The sequence below is a fragment of the Fretibacterium sp. OH1220_COT-178 genome, from assembly GCF_003860125.1.
Classification (GTDB): domain Bacteria; phylum Synergistota; class Synergistia; order Synergistales; family Aminobacteriaceae; genus CAJPSE01.
Genome location: NZ_RQYL01000001.1, coordinates 1 through 19540 on the forward strand (window position 1 = coordinate 1; position 19540 = coordinate 19540).

The window sequence follows — 19540 nt, forward strand, 5'->3', positions numbered from 1 at the left end:
CGATAAAACAGCAAGACTTTCGTCCATTCGGAATCGAAAATTCCAACGGACTCCGTCTCCTTAGAAAGGAGGTGATCCAGCCGCACCTTCCGGTACGGCTACCTTGTTACGACTTCACCCCCCTCACCAGACACACCTTCGACGGCTCCTCCCATAAGGTTAGGCCACCGGCTTCGGGTACACCCGGCTCGGGTGGTGTGACGGGCGGTGTGTACAAGGCCCGGGAACGTATTCACCGCAGCTTGGCTGATCTGCGATTACTAGCGATTCCAGCTTCATGAAGTCGAATTGCAGACTTCAATCCGAACTGAGATCGGCTTTTCGGGATCCGCTCGGCCTCACAACCTCGCTTCCCTCTGTACCGACCATTGTAGCACGTGTGTCGCCCTGGACATAAGGGCCATGATGACTTGACGTCGTCCCCACCTTCCTCCATCTTGTCGATGGCAGTCCCATTAGAGTGCCCGACCGAATCGCTGGCAACTAATCGCAGGGGTTGCGCTCGTTGCGGGACTTAACCCAACATCTCACGACACGAGCTGACGACAGCCATGCAGCACCTGTGTACGCTCACTGCCCGAAGGCAGCGTCGTCATCCTTTCAGACTCCTACCACGTACATGTCAAACCCAGGTAAGGTTCTTCGGTTTGCATCGAATTAAACCACGTGCTCCACCGCTTGTGCGGGCCCCCGTCAATTCCTTTGAGTTTCAATCTTGCGACCGTACTCCCCAGGCGGAATGCTTATCGCGTTAACTGCGGCACACCAACATCTCTGCTCGCACACCTAGCATTCATCGTTTACAGCCAGGACTACCGGGGTATCTAATCCCGTTTGCTCCCCTGGCTTTCGCACCTCAGCGTCAGTTACCGTCCAGCAAGTCGCCTTCGCCACCGATGTTCTTCCCAATATCTACGCATTTCACCGCTACACTGGGAATTCCACTTGCCTCTACGGCACTCCAGCACCTCAGTCTCAACTGCATAACACGGTTAAGCCGCATCCTTTAACAGCTGACTTGAAGCACAGCCTGCGTGCCCTTTACGCCCAGTAATTCCGGACAACGCTCGCCCCCTACGTATTACCGCGGCTGCTGGCACGTAGTTAGCCGGGGCTTATTCATGTGGTACCGTCACTTCCTTCTTCCCACATAAAAGAACTTTACGACCCGAAGGCCTTCTTCGTTCACGCGGCGTCGCTGGGTCAGGATTTCTCCCATTGCCCAATATTCCCCACTGCTGCCTCCCGTAGGAGTCTGGACCGTATCTCAGTTCCAGTGTGGCCGGACACCCTCTCAGGCCGGCTACCCGTCGTCGCCTTGGTGAGCCGTTACCTCACCAACCAGCTGATAGGACACGAGCACCTCCAATAGCGCATCGCTGCTTTAACCAAAAGGCCTATGGGGTATTAGGGTCCGTTTCCGAACGTTATCCCCCGCTATTGGACAGCTTCTCATGTTGTACTCACCCGTCCGCTACTCCGTATGCCAATCCGTGTTACCACTTCATGACACCGTCGTTCAACTTGCATGTGTTACGCACGCCGCCAGCGTTCGTCCTGAGCCAGGATCAAACTCTCAGTAGATTGTTACATGACGTTTTGCCTGTGTTTATACGCTGTATTCTTTTGTCAAGTTATAGAAACGACGAACCCCTTCGTCCATCGCCTCGTCGTCGCCCTGACGAGCAACGCGAGGTAATATACCATGGCATTTCTCAAAATGCAAGCATCCTAAATGGACTTAATTTTGAGACTATTACTCTCTCTTGCCGCTTTGCCCTTCACTTCATTATTCCATGGATTCCAACACCAGGGAAAAGGGTATAATTCCCGGGGGAATGCCGCCACCCGTGCCACATCGGCGGCTCCAAACGATCCGAATCACGGAAAGGAAGGGATGCGTCGTGCTGTTCAAAAAGGCCGAACAGAAACGGCTTGTAAGACGGGAAATCCAAGGGGGCAAAGGAGAGGCTCACTGCCTCTACGCCATATCCAAAGGGGAGGGGCCCGAGAAAAGCCGTTTCAAGATGGCGGCAACGATGACCCTCGACCCGGGGGCCAGCATCGGAATCCACACCCACGAAACCGACGAGGAGATTTACGTCATCCTCTCCGGCAAGGGGATGTACACGGACGACGACGGATCCCGAAGCGAAGTTGGCCCCGGCGACATCACCCTGACCATGCGGGGACAGAAACATGGGCTCGAGGTCTCGAACGACGGACCTCTCACACTGCTGGCGTTCATTGCGGAATAAAAGACAAGAGAAAGGGGATGACGTCGGTCATCCCCTTCGTGTTTTGATCCCCTACTGGGAAATGGCGCTCACCGGACAGGCCGACACGCAACTCCCACACTCGATGCAGGTATCGGGGTTGACCTTCGCCTTGCCGTCCGTCATCGCAATAGCTTCAACCGGACACGTCCCAACGCACGCCTCGCACCCTACGCAGGTGCCGGCGTCAACAACCGCTTTGGCCATCTGAATGATTCCTCCTTGTTCGTATTCTGAAAAAGTCGTTCAAAACCCCCACAGTTTTGACGTCGTCATTATAGCACAGCGCAGAATCCCAGCCCCAAACCGTCTCCTCTAGGTCATGCGATGTATGGCATGCGACGCGAAGGGCAGGATGTCCCAGATCGTCTCCGCCTGGCCGCCAGGATAGTTCCGAAGCGCCTCCAAGCTGACGCTCCAGATCTCGAGGGGCGTCGCCGTCCCCGGCAGGAAACGAGCCACAGGCTCCAGGAGCTCCAAGCAGCGCCGAGCCTCTCCCTCCCCCGCGAAGGCGAAGAGGAGCCAGTTGACGCCGTCCTGATCCAGTGCGTCCAGGTCGACGTAGCCCGGGAGGTAGAGCCGCCTCAGCATCGTCAGAAACATGTGGAACTCGCCCACCCTCTCCAGATAGGCGGACAGGTTCTCGCCGACCGGGGGCGGCATGAAGGAGAAGAGGAAACGATCGGTATTGAACAGTCGGCAGGGATCTGCGGGAGGCTGCGGAAACGCGGCATAGGCCTGAAAATCGTAACGACTTTTGTAAAGAAGGTCGAACTCCGCCTCGCACAGACTCGGGATGTTCGCGCTCACCCACGCACGAACCGCCTCGGACGATGGGGGCGGGCGACGGCGTGCAGCCGCCCCCATCTCGGGGAAATCCTCCGCCATCCTCTCAAAAGCGGGGGCCTCCGGATAACGCCAAACCAGGCCATCCTCACGAAGGACGAACAGATCCTCCCCCGTCAGGTCGGGGACCGCGAACCGGAACGGGGCGACGTATTCCTTCACCCCCCACCGCTGCAGGTGCCGTCTGTCCAAAAGCAGCATCAGATCACACCGCAGGGCGGACCGTTCACGGTTCGGCCCCGGGTCTCCCGGCTGCAGGGGCAGGCCATACCTTTCTGCGGCCTCGACAAATCGTTCCCTTCCCTCGGCCGAGAGACTATAGATCTCCCTCTCGAACTCCAGCAGCCCCTCGCCGACCAGGGAATCGGCCATCCTCCGGTCCAATCCCGCCATGTCCAGCATCGGCCGCGTCCAACAGGGGTACTGCCCGTCGAAGGAGAGCAGCAGACCTTCCCTATCCGATTCCAAGGGACCTCGCCTCCTCATCTCGTTCCCCAGTCATGCGGACGATAAAAGGATGCAGGCGCCAGGTCCTCGCACGATATGAAGCCCGAAACGCCTACCCTTCTCCGCCTAAGGCTCCAGGTGCTCCACTCCGAACTTGTCGGCGTACTCGTCCAGGCGCTTCCAGGTGGCGGGATCGAGCCATATCCCCTCCTTCAGCGCCTTCTCCCGGCGTTCGAACTCCTTCTCGCCATGAATATAGATGCGCTCCTGTCCCTCCGCCTTGGGGCTCGAACGGATGCGGTCCAGGATTTCGGACACATGCCTCTGCACCGCCCGGGCGTCGCCGAACAGATCCATGCGCATGACCTGGAAGCAATGGCAGATTCCACAGCCGTCACCGTAGGTCTCGAAGGAGGGCGTTCCCATGGAGAGCCCCGAGGTCAGGAGCTCGACGAGCAGGCCGAGCCCGTACCCCTTGTGCCCTCCATGGGTCTCGGTGGCCCCTCCCAGGTAGAGCTGCCCGCCGTAAGGGCTCTTGTTCTTCCGGTTGATGTCCGCGACGGAGATTGCGTCCGTGGTGTCCACGCCCTTCTCGTCGACGGCCCACCCCACCGGCATGGTCCCGCCGCGCCGCGCCGCGACCTCGATCTTGCCCAGCGCGACGGTCGTCGTCGCCATATCCAGCATGAAGTGCGGCTTCCTTCCGATGGGGATGGCCACACAGATCGGATTCGTCCCCAACAGGCGCTCCTTTCCAAAGAGCGGGATCGCCGCCCTCAAGGTGTTGGTGAACGCCCAGCCGATCATCCCCCGATCGGCCGCCAGCTCCGCCCAGTAACCCGCCATGCCGAAATGGCAGGAGTCGCGGACCACCGTCATGCAGGTCCCGTTCTGCTCCGCCTTCTCCAGCGTGCGGTCCATCGCCATCTTCGAGACGGGAAAGCCAGGCGCCCTGTTCCCCTGGACCACCAGGGATATCGGCGTTTCGTGCACAATCTCGGGCCTGGCCTCCGGTATGTTCTTGCCGTCCCATACCTCGTTGGCATACATACTGACCCGGGCCACCCCATGAGAGGCGTGTCCGCGGGCGTCCGCCTCGACCAGCACCTCGGCGGTGATCTCGGCGGATTCCCTGGGGTATTTCAGCCCCACCTCGAACATCCTCTGCATATACCCCCTCAATTTATCGTAGCCGACCGTCGTCCGATCCATACCTCAGCCATCTCCTTTCTGGATTGAGGCCCGTTTTCGCCCCGACGCCTTCTGTTCACCTTCAAGAAGCTCTCTCATGGCATTTTAGCACAATGAAAGAGAGGCATCTTTTCCGCTCCCAACCGAATTTTTGTCCTCAAATTCGCCCCTTGAGATGGTACAATTGCGGTGTATGCACTGCACAAAGGAGGCCTTTCCTTTTGAAAGCCGTCTACGTCGAAAAACCGGGAAATCTGAAGATCGTGGATCTGCCGATCCCCAAGCCGGAGCCCGGCGAGGTCCTCGTCCGCGTCCGGGCCGCCGGGATCTGCGGCTCCGACATGCACATCTATCACGGCACCAACCCTCTGGCGAAATATCCGCGCATCATCGGCCACGAGTTTGCCGGCGAGATAGCGGAGCCTGGGACGGGCGTGACCGGGCTGGCCGAGGGGGACCGCGTCTCCGTCGATCCCGTCACGAGCTGCGGGAAGTGCTATCCCTGCACCATCGGACGCCCCAACGTCTGTTCCGTCCTCAGCGTCTTCGGGGTCCACAGGGACGGGGGCATGGCGGAATACGTCCGCGTCCCCGCCGAGAACGTCCACAGGATCCCCGACTCTTGGTCCTGGAACAAGGCCGCAATGGTCGAACCCTTCTCCATCTCCGCCAACGTAATGGATCGGACGGAATGCACGAAGGGGGATCGGGTCCTGATCCTGGGGGCCGGACCGATCGGCCTGACGATGCTCATGGGCGCAGTCCATCTTGGAGCGGAGGTTGCAGTGGCCGACGTCCTCGACTCCCGCCTCGATGCCGCCCGATCCTTGGGAGCAGCCCTGACCGTCAACACCAAGGAAAACGACCTGGAAAAAGCCATAGCGGACTGGACCCAAGGGGTCGGCGCCTCCGTCGTCATCGACGCGGCCTGCGTCCCCGAGCTCTTCGCCTCGCTCCTCGGGATGGCCTCCCCGGCAGGACGAGTCGCCCATCTGGGTTTTTCCGAGCGCCCTGCGCAGTTTCTCCCCCTGGACATCACCAAGAAGGAGCTGACGATCTGCGGGTCAAGGCTGAGTCGGCGCATGTTCCCGCGGGTCATCGACTGGTTCTCGAACGGGGTCGATCCCGAAAAGCTCGTCTCCCACACCTTTCCGGTCGAACGGGTCGAGGAAGCCTTCCGCCTGATCGAGGAGAGACCCCTCGAGACGAGCAAGGTGCTGCTCACCTTCTGACACCCCTGAAGTTGTTCGTACACCCTCCCGCGGGCGGAATTCCCAAAGGCCGAGACGGGGCCGTGAGGCGCCGAATCGCGACATCATATCCATCATCTTCAAGGAGGCTGTGAGGAAATGAAGGCACGGAACTGGATTCTGGTGAGCGTCATGGTGTTTTCTCTCTTGCTGGCGGGGCGCGCCCATGCGGCGCCGGAGTACACGCTGAAGCTTGGCCATCTCGCCAACGAAAACCACTCCTGGCACAAGGGGGCGCTCAAGTTCGCCGAGGAGGTCGAGAAGCTCAGCGGCGGCCGCGTTGTTTGCCAGGTCTTCGCCAACGAGGAGCTCGGCAACGAGATGGACACCATCCAAGCCATCCACACGGGGATCGCCCACATGGTCATCACCGGGGAGTCCATGCAGAACTGGGCCCCGAAATGTGCTCTGATCGCCGTACCCTACATGATCCGAAGCGCGGAACACCTCCAAAAGGTGCTCGATGGAGAGATCGGCGCGGAGATCGCCAAGGAGGTCGTCGAGAAGGTGAAGCTGCGCCCCGTTTCGGCCTTCGTGCGCGCGCCCCGCAACCTCACCAGCAACCGTCCCATCAAGGCGCCGGGCGAGCTGAACGGGTTCAAGCTGAGGGTGCCCAACGTCCCCCTCTTCGTGAAGGTCTGGGAGGCGCTCGGGGCAAAACCCACGCCCATGGCGTTCTCCGAGGTCTTTACGTCCCTGCAGCAGAACATCATCGACGGACAGGAGAACCCGCTTGACCTGATCCGCAGCGCCTCGCTCTACGAGGTTCAGAAGTGCGTCAACCTTACCGAGCACGTCTACGGCTGGATCTACCTGGCCATCGGCGAAGATTTCTTCCAGAAACTGCCCGAGGACCTTCAGAAGGCGGTTCTGGAGGCCGGAAAGGCCGCTCAGGCTTACGAACACGAGCTCTTCCTGTCCAATATCGCGGAGGACGAGAGGTTCCTGAAGGAGAAGGGCATGGAGTTCGTGACCGTGGACAAGGCTGCCTTTGCGGCCCTTGCGGGCCCGGCCGTCGAGGAGTTTCTGAAGACGAAGCCCGCCGACGTGCTGGAGCTCTACAAGAAGATCGTGAGCCTTCAGTAGGGGTATCGCCGCGACGACAACCGAAGGCGCCGCCTGCGCGCCTTCGGTTGTCGTCTTTTATCGAAGCCATTGGGGGAGGATGTCCTTGCTCAAGAAATTTTTGGAGCGAACGTTGGAATGGACCTCGTCGCTCTGCTTCGCCGGCTTGATAGCCGTGGTGCTGCTCCAGGTGTTCGCGCGGCTGTTCCTGGCCCGATCCCCGCATTGGACCGAGGAAGCCTCCCGCTTTCTGATGCTCTACATGGTGGCCTTTGCCTCCGGGCTCGCCGCAAGGGACCGCGCCTACGTCAACGTCGATTTTCTCCTCAACATGTTCAAGGGGCGTCTCAGAGCTTTCGTCGACCTCTGCATCGACCTCCTGTCCATCGTCCTGATGGTCACCATTGCCCGGTATGGCTGGGACAACGCGATGGTCGGGCGAATCCAGACCTCGGCCTCCCTGTCGATTCCGATGCACCTCGTCTTCATGGCCGTGGTGTTGCATGCCGTCAGTGTGGCCTTCTACACCGCCATTCACATCATCGACGACCTGGCCGCCCTGTTCGGTCAAAGGAGGTCCTCATGATCACGGTGCTGTTCCTGAGCTTCATCATATTCTTGTTCATGGGGGTCCCCGTAGCCTTCTCCCTGGGATTGTCCTCCCTGATCTATCTCGTGGGGTCGGGAATTCCCCTGATGGTCATCCCGCAGCGTATGTTCGCGGGGATCAACTCCTTCACCCTGCTCTGCATCCCGGGGTTCATCCTGGCCGGAAACCTGATGAATCGGGGCGGCATCTCCGATCGGATCATCGCCTTCGCCAACATTTTGGTCGGGCCCATCCGAGGCGGACTGGCCCAGGCGAACGTCGTGGCCTCCATGGTCTTCGCCGGAGTCTCCGGCACCGCCGTGGCGGACACCGCCTCCTTGGGCTCCCTGCTCATTCCCGCGATGCACAAGGAGGGCTACGATCTGGAGTTCTCCTGCGCCGTCACCGCGTCGAGCTCCTGCATCGGCCCCATCATCCCCCCCTCCATGCCGATGATCATCGCGGGGACCCTGACGGGGCTCTCGGTCGGAAAACTCTTCCTGGCCGGGGCCGTTCCGGGCATTCTGATGGGGCTTCTGATGATGATCGTGACCGCGGTTCTCTCCGCCAGGCGCGGTTATCCCAAGGGGGAAAGGCCCTCGTGGAGGAAGTTCTGGCACGAGTTCTACGGGGGCATCTGGGCCCTCATGATGATGGTCCTGATCTTCGCCGGCATCCTGAGCGGCTGGTTCAGCCCCACGGAGGCCGCAATCGTGGCCTGCATCTACGCCATGTTCGTCGGATTGTTCGTCTACAAGGACCTCAAGCTTCGGGACCTCCCGCAGGTGCTCAAGGAGTCGGCCATCATGTCCGCGGCCATCATCACCCTGGTGGGACTGGCCAACGTCTTTGCCTGGATCCTGGCGAGCGAGCGCATCCCCCAGACGATCGCCCGAGCCATGATGTCCCTGACGAGCAACAAGTACGTGATCATTCTGCTCGTCAACATCTTCCTGCTCTTCGTGGGCATGTTCATGGAGACGATCGCGGCCCTGATGACGCTCTTCCCCACCCTGCTGGCGGTCCTGACCCAGGTGAGCGTCGACCCCATCCAGTGCGCCATGATCTGCGTCCTGAACCTCATCATCGGCTTGATCACCCCGCCCGTGGGAATCTGTCTCTTCGTGGCCTCCAGCATCGGCAAGATCCCGGTGAACCGGATCGTCTCAGCAAACCTCCCCTATCTTCTGGTCTGCCTTCTGGTGCTGGCCCTGGTCTCCTTCATCCCCGCCGTCTCCACCTGGTTGCCCTCGATGCTGATGTAAGGCTTTTGATGCAAAGCCTCTATCCTATTTTTAGTTTTGGGGGAGCGCCGGATATCCTCGGCCCTCCCCTGCCGACAGGATCCTGTGCCTCAAAGAGCCCGGGGACTACGAGCATCATTCCTCTCCATAAGGGATTCCGAAATCCCGACAGATCCCCTTGGCATAGAGCAGGTGCACCACCGGGACACCCCGTTCGAGATATTCGAAGATCAGCCCCCGTTCATTTCCCTGAGGGACGGATACGGGCCTTTCCAGCAACCCGTACCCCACCTCCAGCACGCGCTCGGACAGCCCCATGCTGGTCCAGGCGCCGCCGCAGTTGACGAAACAGCGGATGGGGCGCGGCGTCTCCCCGAAAATCTCAAGTCGCCTGCGGATCGCCTCGGCAAGGCCGGCCGCTTCAATTTTTTCCTCGCACCGGGAATCCAGCAGGACACGCAAGGTCGGCAGGGGATCCTCCAGCAGAACCTCCCCCATCCGGTCCCAGGCTCCGCCGGGCGCGACGGCCCGCAGGCGTGTCCGCAGCAACCCCGACGCGTTCAGGAGATCCAGCATCACGGGAAACGTGAACTCCGGCTGCGTGCCCCCATACATGGAGGACCCGTAGGAGAAGACAAATTGCACGTGGACGCCCAACGTCTCGGCGGCGCAGAGCGCCGCCAGGCAAAAACCCGGAAAGGACGCGCTGGCATTGACGGCCACCCAGTCCCCGGAGGCGACCCCAGCGCGGCGCAGATATTCCGCCACGGCATCCGCCATCTCGGGCCGGGCCGCGGCCCGCTTGTCGGCCAGCTCCCCCAGACTGGTCGTCAGAGGGGAGAACTCCACGCCGATCAGGCCGCTCCGGCCGGGGTCCGCCTCCGGATCGAACAGGCCGCGCCGCTCCTTCTCCGCACATATCAGCGCCTCGCATTGCCGCATCAGATCGGAGGCCGGACCGCGCTCCAGCGCCCGCGCCGGACCTGTCGCCAGGAAAAGCCCCAGCAGGAAAACAGCTATTTTTCTCACATTCTTGGTCCCCCCGCAAGGACGCTCGGAAATTTCGTCCCCCGCCCCGGCATAAAAGACGGAGCAGCCCGTCGGCTGCTCCGTCTCGGTTGCTGCGCTTACTTCTTCTCCTTGGACTCCCGGCGCGGGGTGTCGTACCCCACCGCCTCGTTCCACCATTCGGGGTACGGCGTGGTCTTGAAGTTCGTGTAGCCCAGCGCGTACTTCGCAAACAGATGATCGCCCAAGGCCAGCCAGCGCTGGTTCCAGTCCACGGCGTGGGCGTAGGCGAAGTCGGTGATGAGGTCGATCGCCTCGTCCTTCTTGCCGTCCTTGAAGAGCTCCGCGGCCTTGTCCTGGATCATCCGCGTCTGAACGTAAAGGGGCATGAGCTTGGCGTCACGAGCCTTATGGATATCCTCGCGGGCGGCCTGATAGCGAAGCCCGGCGATCTCCTGCACGCGGGTGTTGACCCACCAGCCGGACTTGGGGTCGTAGTCGTGGAAGCGGTCCCCGATGGAATAGAGCGGCGGCAGTTTCCTCATGATCGGCCACAGCGGGGTGATGTAGGTCGTGTCCGGGGCGCCGTAGCCGTACCAGCTGATGCCGCGGACCTCCTCGGGAAGGTCGCCGCGGACCTGCGCGATGTGGACGTAGCAGGTACGCATCATGTTGATGGAGCGCTCCCAGCTGGCGTCGGGGTTCTTCTCGCTCTTGTTCGCGTAGCGGATGGGGTTCCCCCAGGGACCGGCCTGGATGCCCTTGCTCAGATCGAAGGAAGTCCCCGCATACCAGTCGCCCTTGATCTCGAAGATGTCCTGGACGCTCAGTTTCTTGTCCGGCTTTATGGACATGGGGTAATCGTACTCGTCCGGCCCGAGCTTGAAGCTCTCCGGTGCGAGCAGGGAGAGGGCGCGCCACTCGCGCCGCGTCGCGTAGAGCTCGGTGTTCGGGGAGTAGACGTCCGCGGGGCTGAAGTCCTTCTCGTTCACGTCCTTCGAGTCGATGAAGCCGTTCTTCACGGCGTACTCGACGAGGTCCGGACAATACATCACGTTTTCCTTGTCCGTCAGATCGAGGTGGCGCAGGCGGGCGCGGTTGGCCGCTACAAACACATGATCGTCGGGCATGCGCCATGCCGCCCAGATCTTGTTGCCATAGAACTCGATGATCCAGACCTCGTTGCCGTCCGTCAGGGGCATGGTCTCGCCGGAATCGAACCAGCCGTGCTTCTCGACCAGTTCGCCCATGATCTTGACGGCCTCGCGCGCCGTCTTGGCTCGCTCCAGCATCACGTCCTGAACGATCCAGGCGTCGATGGAGCCGGTCGCGTCCTTCTCCATGATCTGCTGAACCTTCTTGCTGCGCTCGTCGGTGACCTCCACCCCGTTGGTGGCCTCGCTGATCGCCACCCCCTTCTCGTTCATGAAGGAGTAGCGGGAGAAGAAGTAGCGGTAGGTGTGAGGCACCTGTGGCGTCTCGTCGATCTTCTGGGCATCCCCCTCGTAGCCGTGGGCGTCCTTGACGATATCGCGCATGGAGCCCTCCGGCCAATCGGCCTCGGGTACGATGAACAGACGGGAGTTCGCCGTACGGGAATCGTCGTTGTGCGTGATCATGGCACTGCCGTCCACGGTGGCGTCCTTCCCCACCGCGATGACGGTGCAGGCCAGTGCCGCCGTGGACACCAGGAGAAGGAGCAGAGCGGCAACCGAAAAAACCGACAAAAATCTGGAACCTTTGCGTAGCATACCTTTCCCTCCTTGAATGCTCGGAAATTCTCTTGAACCCAAAAACGACCTGGGGCGCGCATTGCCTGGGGACCGCCGCAACGACCCCCTAAAAGCCGAGAATCAGTTCCAATGTACCCGCTCGGGGTCCGCCTTGGCGGGATCGTGGTAAAAGGCGCCGAGGCCCTTCTCCTTCAGGTCCGTGTAATTCGGGAAGGAGACGCGAAGCTCCTTGGCGGGGTCCGCCGTGAAGTCGTTCATCTGTTTGATCATCGCCAGGGTCCCCGAGAGATGACGGCCGACTCGGTCCCACATGGGGCAGCCGACCGCGATGTCGTAGTCGCAGAACAGAAGTTCGTGCTCCGCCGCAGTCTGCAGGAACTCGTCCTTGCCCTCCATCATGAGCGCCTCGGTAATCCTCCCCGCCACGCGATCGATAAAGGGTTCCGGGGTCTCCATCAGAATGACCAGCGCATTGCTGAAATCGCCCACCTCGCGGTGCGTCAGCCCCCGAAGGCTCTTGGGAGAGGCCTCGCACTTCATGGGAAACTCCGTCGCCGAGAGCTCCATCGCGGCCATCATCGCCATGTCCTGGGAACGGTCATGCGCCACGTAGGTCGCCACGACGGGATACATCAAGGAGGCCTCGTGGGCGTCCACGAACAGGGTGATGTCCTCCTTCCGGGTCAGCTCCATGAAGGCATACGCAAGCTGCTCCGTCAGGCTGCCGTCGGGCCGCCCGGGAAAGGTACGGTTGAGGTTCCGGGCGTCCGTGTAATCCAGGTTCTGGCCCGACGGATAGTGCACGTAGGTGAAGGGGTCCGGCCACTGGTCCAGGGGCGACGAGTTGCGGTCGCCGATCCGGTAGGGTTTCCGGCCGAAGGACGTCTCCACGTGGAGGAACTTGGGATAGGCGTTGCCCAGCATCCCGAGGGTGGAGGCGCTGTAGTTGGCGTGTGGGCAGATGAAGACCCGCCCCTTCTCCACCTTGATGTTCTCCATGATGAGGTAGGCCGACAGGGCCGTGGCCGGCTCGTAGGGATGGGTCCCCCCGAGATAGAGCATCGATCCGCCCGGCACCCCGGAGTCATAGAGGTAGACGGGCGTATCCATGCCGGTCCCCTTCAGGGGCGGAAAATAATCGCTCAGCATGAATTTTCGGGTGAAGGCCTCGGAGACGACCACCGACTCCTTCATGTTCCGCAGCTCCAGGAACTCCCTGCCGCCGAGCCACGCCAGCAGCAACGCGCAACAGAGGAGCACCGTCTGGCGCAGTTTCGCGCCCTTTTCGTAGTTCATCATCGAACGCGTCCTGCCTTCCTACTTGATGTGCAGCGCCCGAAGCAGGAAGGGAATGATCGTGTAGGCGTAGACGATGTCGTACACGATGCTCCTTCTCGTGGAGCGGAAGAACAGGCCGCGAATCAGGACCAGCGCGACGAGCCCCGCCAGCACGAAGTAGATCTGATGGATAACCTCGTTCGAGAGGCGCAGAAATTCTCCCATGTCCTCAGACCTCCTTGAGGATCAGTAAACGATGAGCCAACGGAAATGGTTGGCGTAGACCAGCATGCCTAGGGCCACCAACCCCATGAACAGGGCGGGGATGAGGATGGCGCGCAAAAACGACAGGTAGGAGCCCGCATAGCCCGAGACGTCGATCGCGACGCGTCCGGAGATGCGCGACGGCGGCAGACAGTCGCCCAAGGGATAGATCAGGCTCAGCGCCGTGGCGACGATGGTCACGTTGACCCCGACGGAGTTGAACAGAAAGATCAGGGGCGTCCCCAGGATGATGGCGCTGCTGTAGCTGAGGGACCCCTGGGCCAGCGGAAGCACGATCAAGGCAAAGGCATATATCCAATCGACCGGCAGGGTGACGAAGGTGATGGCGATCAGTCCGCGCACCCCCGTGGAGGTCATGACGTTCACCAGGACCCCTACGCTGATGACCGTCGCCAGAAGCGGGAAGACCTGCTCGGAGGTCTCGATCAGCACCCGATACCAACCGCTTGGCCCCAGACGCCTGGGCGAGAGGAGCATCGCAACGGCCGTGCTGACGAGGAAGATCAGAGGAATTCCCAAGATGGGCATGAAAAACGCCGCGTACTTCGAGAGGATCAAAAGCAGAACGAAGACGGCGAGAGGAGCCGAGATGCGGAAGGCGTTCATCCCCTTGGGTGACTCCGGCAGCGAGGCCAGAATCTCCTCCTTGGGCTGGGGCTTTCCGCCACGCAGCAGATAGAAAACGGTGAAGACGGTGATCAATGCTATCGGAGCCAGAAGCGGCACGTCAAAACCCACGTAGGGCATGTTGGCCTGCGCGCACATCAGCATGACCCACAGGTTGATCGGGGGGGCGACGGCGGCCAGCATCGACGTCACGTAGATGAAGGCGACGATGCGCACGTCTCGGATCCCCATGAAGCGCAGGACCGTCGCGACCATCCCGCCCACGACGAACATGGACACGCTCCCCGCCCCCGTGAGGGCCCCCGGGATCAGCATGATCAGGGCCAGGAGGAAGAAAAGCACCCATTTTCTGTCGTAAAAGCGGTCGACCATCCCGCGAACGAGCGCGTCCATCGCCCCCGTGGCGGAATAGAAGTTGATGAAGATGGAGGCGGTCAAAAAGGTGAAGGCCACGTCGAAGTAGGTGAAGGTCCCCTCGACGAGCAGTCGGACCGGAAATCCCAATCCTCCGACTAGAGCCCCCACCACCGCGGTGACCACCATCGAGAGCTCAGGGGACTTCAGCACCCAGCTCGCCAGCGCAAAGGTCGCGACCATGGCGGCCAGGATAAACGTCGTCTCGGCGTACAAAGGGATGCCCCCGTTTCCTACCGGACGTACATCGCCTTGGCAAAAGCGTTGAGGTCCATGGCGCTGTCCAGGTAGGTGATGGGAATCTTATGCTCCTCGGCGAATTTCGTGAACTTGCCGTCCGCGTCCCCCTCCTTGTTGACGACGATGTGATCCGCCCCCGGCAGAATCGCATCGATGGACCGCTCATCCGCACTGCCGGGCTTGCCGCGTCGGGCCTTGCCCTCGATATGGGCGGCGATCACCTGGATTTTCAGCTCCTTGGCCTTGGCCATCATGGCGTTCAGCCGCTCGATCTCCTGGTCGATGGTGATGCCGGAGGCACCGAGCCCCTTGGCCGACGAACCGATGACGACGAGCATGGTCTTGAACCCGCCCTTTTCCAGATCCTCCGGCTTGGGCTCCGCATTGTAGGTCATCTCCTTGACCGCCTCGGAACGGGTCACCAAAAGACGCCCCATCTTCCCCCCGGGACCCTGGCCCGCGTTGGTGATCAGCAGCGGCTGCTCGCCCTTCGGAGCCTCCGCTCCGGTCACGGCGGCAAAAGCCAACGAGCCCGCAGCCAAGACCAGCAAAAAGGACAGTACGGCGATTCTCTTCATAAGGAATTCCTCCCGTCAGAATGATGCGGGCCGATGGCCCGACAAGATCGCTCAAAGTTTTCAAGGGGAAAGGTTCCGTCTGAAAACGGGAAGAGACCAAAAGTTCAGCTGCGGAGAAAAAGCAAAAAATAATGCATAAATCCATGCTATCTCCAGCTTCTCCCTTATTTATGATATCACGAAAATCCCTGTCCGAATTGAAAGACTTGCAGTCTGCCCTCCCCCTCGAGGAAGCCCGAACACAAAAGCTCCCCGGTCTATCGCCGGAGAGCTTTGTACAAACTGGACGAAGGAGAGGACACAAGTTCAAAAGAAGCGTCAGTCGTAGTCCAGCGCGCTCTCCTCCCCGTTGAGAACCCGCAGGGCCCCCTCGGCCAAGGCCTGCATCTCGTCCTCGCCGGGATAGCGCAGGATGCGAGCGATAAAGCCGACTCGAGCCGTCAGGGCCTCGCACAACCGATCGCTGTACGCCAAACCGCCCGTCAGGACGATCGCGTCGACGGATCCCTTCAGCACGGCGGAGCAGGCTCCGATCTCCTTGGCGATCTGGAGGCACAGGGCATCGAAGACCAGTACGGCCTTCGCATCTCCGGAGGAGACACGCTTCTCCACCTCCCGGAGGTCGTTGGTCCCCAAATGCGCCACAAGGCCGCCCCTCCCGCAGATCATCCGCTGCACCTCGGTCAGTGTATGCCGGCCGCTGAAACAAAGTGAGGCCAGAGCACCGACCGGAAGGCTTCCCGATCGCTCGGGGGACATGGGCCCCTCGCCATCCAGGGCGTTGTTGACGTCGATCACCCGTCCCTTGAGGTGCGCTCCGACGGAGACCCCGCCGCCCATGTGCGCCACGACCAGATTGCAGTCCGCCAAGGTCTTGCCCAGTTCCGCCGCTGCACGGCGCGCCACGGCCTTCTGGTTCAGGGCGTGAAAGATCGAAATCCTCGGGATCTCGGGAAGCCCGGAGACCCGTGCCTCGTCGGCCAGCTCGTCCACGACGACAGGATCGACGATAAAGGCCGGGACATCGCCGGCGGCCGCTGCAAATCGTACGGCCAGGGCGGCTCCCAGGTTGCTGGCATGAGAGCCGTAGGCCATGCTTTTCAGATCCTGAAGCATCCGAGCCCCCACCCGATAGGTTCCGCCCGGAACCGGCTTGAGGAGGCCTCCGCGCCCCACGACCGCAGAGAAGGAGGACGCCTCGATGCCCTTCTCCTCGAGAATCTGCGCTATGCGTTCATAACGAAATCCCTCTTGCTCCGCCACCGAGGCAAACGGCTCGAGCTCGGAAGCGTCGTAGCGCTGCGTCTCCGTCCAAAGACAACGGGCCCCCTCGAAGAGGGCGATCTTCGTGCTGGTGGAACCGGGATTGATGACAAAAATTTTCATCGCAACCACCCCTTCCGTGAAAAAGGGCCCCGGCGGCGGGGACGGGCAAAACGGATGATGCCGGTCGAGGCCCTTGGTTCGATCAGCCCGCGTGATGGGCCATCATGACGGCTGCGGCGATGGAGAGCATCTTGGCGCGCGGAGAGTCCGCGCGGCTCGTCAGGATGACCGGGGCCGCAGCGCCGACGATGATTCCCGCCGTCTCGTTCTTGGAGAAGTAGACGATCGCCTTCGCCAGCATATTCCCGGCGTCGATGTGCGGGACCAGCAGGACATCCGCATGTCCCGCCACCGGGGAGGAGATCTTCTTGATCTTCGCCGCCTCCTCGTTGATGGCGTTGTCCAGGGCCAGGGGACCGTCCACGACGCAGTTCCTGATCTGCCCGCGCTGGTTCATCTGAACGAGGGCACAGGCATCCAGCGTGCAGGGCATGTCCGGATTGACCATCTCGACCGCCGCAAGACAGGCGACCTTCGGGCACTCGACGCCCAGGGCCCGGGCGAAGTTCACGGTGTTCTGCAGGATGTCGGCCTTCTGCTTCAGATCGGGGTAGGTGTTGAACGCCGCATCGGCGATGAAGAGGATGCGGTCGTATCCCTCGATCTGATGGAAGTAGCAGTGGGAGATGACCTTGCCGCTCCGGAGCCCGACCTCCTTGTTCAGCATCCCGCGCAGAAAATGGTCGGTGTGCAGCTGCCCCTTCATGTAGATGTCCGCGCGTTTGGAGGAGACCTCCGCCACGGCGACCAGGCCGCATTTGGCCTCGCTCCTCTCGTCGATGACCGTGTAGTCCTTCTCCGAAGCTCCGGCCTGAGCGATGCAGGCCTTGACCTTATCCACGTTTCCGACCAGGGTCGCATCGACGAGCCCGGCCTTCCGGGCCTCCTCGATGGCGGATATCAGGCCCGCATCCTCCGCCATGGCGACGGAAATGCGCTTTCTTCCCTTGCTCGCGCAGAGCTTCTTGGCCTCCTCGATCATCTGAGACAACGAACGAATTTGTTCCATAGCCGAAAAACCTCCCAGTTTTGTGATAGTTTGAAGCCTTTATGCGGCCGGGCCCGGCCGACGCGCAATCCCCTTTAACGGATGACGCTCGACGCGTAGTCCCGCGCCGTTTCCTCGCCCCTCAGGACCCGAAGTCCTCCCTGAGCCAGAGCCAGAAGCTCGTCCTCCCCAGGATAGACCAGGCAGGGGGCGATCCATTGCACCCGTTCCTGGAGCATTCGGATGAAGCCGCCATCGTTAGCGATCCCGCCCGTAAAAACGATGGCGTCAACGGATTCCCCGATCGAGACGGCCTGCGCCCCGATCTCCTTGGCAATCTGCCAGACCATCGCCCTGCGGTACAACGCAGCCTCTTCGTCCCCCGCCTCGACGCGTCGGTTGACCTCCAGCATGTCGTTCGTCCCAACGTAGGCGCGGAGCCCTCCACCGGAGGTCAGCTTGCGGCGAACCTCCCCCTCGCTGTAGCGCCCGCTGAAGCAGAGCCGCACGAAATCCCCCACCGGCAGCCCCCCGACGCGATCCAGCGAAAAGGGCCCCCACTCGTTGGCACTGTTCACATCGACGGCACGTCCCTTGCGGTGGGCCACCACGCTCACTCCGCCTCCGAGGTGAGCCACCACGCAGTTGACGGCATCCCAAGGCCTTCCGAGCTCGCGCGCCGCACGCCGGACCATCGCCTTGACGTTGAGCGCATGTAGAAAGGAGGGCTTGACCAGCTCGGGAAGCCCGGTCACCTTCGCCTCGGGCATCATCTCGTCGACGGAGACGGGGTCGACGATGAAGGCGGGGGCGCCCCACGACTCGGCCAGGGCAAAGGCAAGGACGCCCCCGAGGTTCGAGGGATGATCCCAAGGTCGGCCAAGCCTCAGACGCTGGACCAGGGAAGGGTCGACCCGATAAGTTCCCCCGGGCACGGGATCGATGATCCCCCCGCGCCCCACCACCGCGTCCAGGTGAACGTCCTCTCCATCGTGGGCGGCGAGGGCCGAACGGATGTGTTGCATGCGAAAATCGAACTGGTCCGCGACCGCGCCAAAAATCGCCAGCTCCTCCATGGAATGCCGCAGCGTGTCCTTCCACACGCACACCTCCCCCTCGAATCGGGCCAGCTTAGTGCTGGTGGAACCGGGGTTGATCGTCAAAATGGAGAACGTCATCGGGACCTCTCCCTCCCTGATTTTTGTCGGCCACTCATTTTACGGTCACGTCCACGGCCCGGGCGCATCGAAGTCATTCCAGCCATCTCCGGATATGACCGAGGTAGAGCTCGGATAGCCGCGCGGTTATCGGGCCCGGGCGGCCGTCACCGATTATCCGATCCCCTATCTGCGACACGGGAAGGACCTTCTTCACGCTTCCGGTGAGGAAGGCCTCCGCAGCCCCGGCCAGCTCCCCGAGCGTGGGGCAGCGCTCCTCCACCGGTATGCCCTCCCCGCGTGCGATCTCCAGGATGGCCCTGCGCGTCGTGCCCCCGAGGACCCGCGACAACGGCGCCGTGATCAGAACTCCGTCCCGTACAAGAAAGAACGAGCTGTGCCCTCCCTCGGTGATCTCGCCCCCCGGACAGTAGAGCACCTCGAATGCGTCGGGACGGGACAGGGCATAGGTCGCCCTGTAGTCCACGCTTTTGACCTCCGGATTATCGCGCCCCGCATCGACCGGCTCGAGCACGACACCCCTCCCGTAGAGCTCGGGCGACGGGAGGCTCAGCCTCTCGAAGACGGCAAAAAAACGAGGGGACACGAACCCTCTCCCGGGCTCGAAGATATCGCCCCCGGAGAGATAGACCTTGATCTGCACCTCCATGTCCAGGCGGGCGATCCCCTCCCGCACGACCTCCCGCATCGCCTCGAGGGACAGGACCGGACGGATCCGGTACCGCTCGGCCCCCGCCAGAAGGCGCTCCAGGTGCGGCGTCAGCATCAGGGGCCTCCTCTCATACGTCCCAATCGTCTCGAAGACCCCAACGCCCCTTTGGATCATCAGATCGCTGACGGGCAACACGGCCGCCTCGGGCGGAACGAAGCGCCCGTCGATATAACACAACTCCATCACGAAAGCCCCCGAACTCGAA

The 19540-nt window shown here is 61.6% G+C and carries 18 protein-coding genes and 1 rRNA gene; 5 read left to right on the plus strand and 14 right to left on the minus strand.

The window, feature by feature from the left end:
* Nucleotides 1–64: 64 nt before the first annotated feature.
* Nucleotides 65–1584, minus strand: a 16S ribosomal RNA gene (locus tag EII26_RS00005).
* A gap of 320 nt (nucleotides 1585–1904) precedes the next feature.
* Between EII26_RS00005 and EII26_RS00010 the strand changes: the two genes are divergently transcribed.
* Nucleotides 1905–2258 (plus strand): cupin domain-containing protein, encoded by a 354-nt coding sequence (locus tag EII26_RS00010; protein ID WP_158612050.1) that lies wholly within the window; start codon nucleotides 1905–1907, stop codon nucleotides 2256–2258.
* A gap of 51 nt (nucleotides 2259–2309) precedes the next feature.
* Here the strand turns inward: EII26_RS00010 and EII26_RS00015 are convergent, their stop codons facing one another.
* From EII26_RS00015 to EII26_RS00025, 3 genes are all read right to left on the minus strand, one after another.
* Nucleotides 2310–2483, minus strand: coding sequence for a DUF362 domain-containing protein (locus EII26_RS00015; RefSeq protein ID WP_124887081.1), 174 nt, complete (start codon nucleotides 2481–2483; stop codon nucleotides 2310–2312).
* Nucleotides 2484–2591: 108 nt separating this feature from the next.
* Nucleotides 2592–3590 (minus strand): hypothetical protein, encoded by a 999-nt coding sequence (locus EII26_RS00020; protein WP_124887082.1) that lies wholly within the window; start codon nucleotides 3588–3590, stop codon nucleotides 2592–2594.
* A 105-nt stretch (nucleotides 3591–3695) separates the two neighbouring features.
* The gene (locus EII26_RS00025) at nucleotides 3696–4781 is read right to left on the minus strand and encodes an Ldh family oxidoreductase (RefSeq protein WP_124887083.1); all 1086 of its coding nucleotides are present in this window, start codon (nucleotides 4779–4781) and stop codon (nucleotides 3696–3698) included.
* A 200-nt stretch (nucleotides 4782–4981) separates the two neighbouring features.
* Between EII26_RS00025 and EII26_RS00030 the strand changes: the two genes are divergently transcribed.
* The 4 genes from EII26_RS00030 (at nucleotide 4982) to EII26_RS00045 (ending at nucleotide 8929) form a co-directional block, all read left to right on the plus strand.
* Nucleotides 4982–5992, plus strand: a complete 1011-nt coding sequence (locus EII26_RS00030) for a Zn-dependent oxidoreductase (RefSeq protein WP_124887084.1) — start codon at nucleotides 4982–4984, stop codon at nucleotides 5990–5992.
* Nucleotides 5993–6109: 117 nt separating this feature from the next.
* Nucleotides 6110–7096, plus strand: a complete 987-nt coding sequence (locus EII26_RS00035; RefSeq protein ID WP_124887085.1) for a TRAP transporter substrate-binding protein — start codon at nucleotides 6110–6112, stop codon at nucleotides 7094–7096.
* Nucleotides 7097–7181: 85 nt separating this feature from the next.
* On the plus strand, nucleotides 7182–7661 hold the full coding sequence (locus EII26_RS00040) for a TRAP transporter small permease (RefSeq protein WP_158612051.1): 480 nt from the start codon (nucleotides 7182–7184) through the stop codon (nucleotides 7659–7661).
* Nucleotides 7658–8929: a TRAP transporter large permease gene (locus EII26_RS00045; RefSeq protein ID WP_124887087.1), complete on the plus strand. Its 1272-nt coding sequence runs from the start codon at nucleotides 7658–7660 to the stop codon at nucleotides 8927–8929. The genes EII26_RS00040 and EII26_RS00045 overlap by 4 nt, the downstream gene beginning before the upstream one ends.
* Before the next feature lie 114 nt (nucleotides 8930–9043).
* Here EII26_RS00045 and pgsW read toward each other — a convergent pair whose 3' ends face one another.
* From pgsW to EII26_RS00095, 10 genes are all read right to left on the minus strand, one after another.
* A complete protein-coding gene (gene pgsW, locus EII26_RS00050; RefSeq protein ID WP_158612052.1) occupies nucleotides 9044–9937 on the minus strand; it encodes a poly-gamma-glutamate system protein in 894 nt (297 codons plus the stop codon).
* Between the two features lie 98 nt (nucleotides 9938–10035).
* Nucleotides 10036–11667 carry a dipeptidase gene (locus tag EII26_RS00055; RefSeq protein WP_124887089.1) on the minus strand — a complete coding sequence of 544 codons (1632 nt, stop codon included), beginning with the start codon at nucleotides 11665–11667 and terminating at the stop codon, nucleotides 10036–10038.
* A 102-nt stretch (nucleotides 11668–11769) separates the two neighbouring features.
* Entirely contained in the window at nucleotides 11770–12945 is a 1176-nt protein-coding gene (locus EII26_RS00060; protein WP_233572507.1) for a succinylglutamate desuccinylase/aspartoacylase domain-containing protein, read from the minus strand.
* A 21-nt stretch (nucleotides 12946–12966) separates the two neighbouring features.
* Nucleotides 12967–13152: a hypothetical protein gene (locus EII26_RS00065; protein ID WP_124887091.1), complete on the minus strand. Its 186-nt coding sequence runs from the start codon at nucleotides 13150–13152 to the stop codon at nucleotides 12967–12969.
* Between the two features lie 21 nt (nucleotides 13153–13173).
* The gene (locus tag EII26_RS00070) at nucleotides 13174–14469 is read right to left on the minus strand and encodes a citrate transporter (RefSeq protein WP_124887092.1); all 1296 of its coding nucleotides are present in this window, start codon (nucleotides 14467–14469) and stop codon (nucleotides 13174–13176) included.
* 17 nt (nucleotides 14470–14486) lie between these two features.
* Nucleotides 14487–15071 carry a DUF6305 family protein gene (locus EII26_RS00075; RefSeq protein ID WP_124887093.1) on the minus strand — a complete coding sequence of 195 codons (585 nt, stop codon included), beginning with the start codon at nucleotides 15069–15071 and terminating at the stop codon, nucleotides 14487–14489.
* A 318-nt stretch (nucleotides 15072–15389) separates the two neighbouring features.
* Complete coding sequence (gene buk / locus EII26_RS00080) at nucleotides 15390–16457, minus strand: butyrate kinase (RefSeq protein WP_124887094.1); 1068 nt, start codon at nucleotides 16455–16457, stop codon at nucleotides 15390–15392.
* An 82-nt stretch (nucleotides 16458–16539) separates the two neighbouring features.
* Nucleotides 16540–17466: a bifunctional enoyl-CoA hydratase/phosphate acetyltransferase gene (locus EII26_RS00085; RefSeq protein WP_124887095.1), complete on the minus strand. Its 927-nt coding sequence runs from the start codon at nucleotides 17464–17466 to the stop codon at nucleotides 16540–16542.
* Nucleotides 17467–17540: 74 nt separating this feature from the next.
* Nucleotides 17541–18623: a butyrate kinase gene (gene buk / locus EII26_RS00090; protein WP_124887096.1), complete on the minus strand. Its 1083-nt coding sequence runs from the start codon at nucleotides 18621–18623 to the stop codon at nucleotides 17541–17543.
* 73 nt (nucleotides 18624–18696) lie between these two features.
* Nucleotides 18697–19518, minus strand: a complete 822-nt coding sequence (locus EII26_RS00095) for an aminotransferase class IV (protein ID WP_124887097.1) — start codon at nucleotides 19516–19518, stop codon at nucleotides 18697–18699.
* Between the last annotated feature and the right edge of the window lie 22 nt (nucleotides 19519–19540).

Excerpts from the sequence above, each read along its gene's own strand:
- EII26_RS00015 (WP_124887081.1), bottom strand. The coding sequence starts at position 2,483 with ATGGCCAAAGCGGTTGTTGACGCCGGCACCTGCGTAGGGTGCGAGGCG.
- EII26_RS00025 (WP_124887083.1), bottom strand. The coding sequence starts at position 4,781 with ATGGATCGGACGACGGTCGGCTACGATAAATTGAGGGGGTATATGCAG.
- EII26_RS00035 (WP_124887085.1), top strand. The coding sequence starts at position 6,110 with ATGAAGGCACGGAACTGGATTCTGGTGAGCGTCATGGTGTTTTCTCTC.
- EII26_RS00045 (WP_124887087.1), top strand. The coding sequence starts at position 7,658 with ATGATCACGGTGCTGTTCCTGAGCTTCATCATATTCTTGTTCATGGGG.
- EII26_RS00055 (WP_124887089.1), bottom strand. The coding sequence starts at position 11,667 with ATGCTACGCAAAGGTTCCAGATTTTTGTCGGTTTTTTCGGTTGCCGCT.
- EII26_RS00060 (WP_233572507.1), bottom strand. The coding sequence starts at position 12,945 with ATGAACTACGAAAAGGGCGCGAAACTGCGCCAGACGGTGCTCCTCTGT.
- EII26_RS00065 (WP_124887091.1), bottom strand. The coding sequence starts at position 13,152 with ATGGGAGAATTTCTGCGCCTCTCGAACGAGGTTATCCATCAGATCTAC.
- EII26_RS00075 (WP_124887093.1), bottom strand. The coding sequence starts at position 15,071 with ATGAAGAGAATCGCCGTACTGTCCTTTTTGCTGGTCTTGGCTGCGGGC.
- buk (WP_124887094.1), bottom strand. The coding sequence starts at position 16,457 with ATGAAAATTTTTGTCATCAATCCCGGTTCCACCAGCACGAAGATCGCC.
- EII26_RS00085 (WP_124887095.1), bottom strand. The coding sequence starts at position 17,466 with ATGGAACAAATTCGTTCGTTGTCTCAGATGATCGAGGAGGCCAAGAAG.
- buk (WP_124887096.1), bottom strand. The coding sequence starts at position 18,623 with ATGACGTTCTCCATTTTGACGATCAACCCCGGTTCCACCAGCACTAAG.
- EII26_RS00095 (WP_124887097.1), bottom strand. The coding sequence starts at position 19,518 with ATGGAGTTGTGTTATATCGACGGGCGCTTCGTTCCGCCCGAGGCGGCC.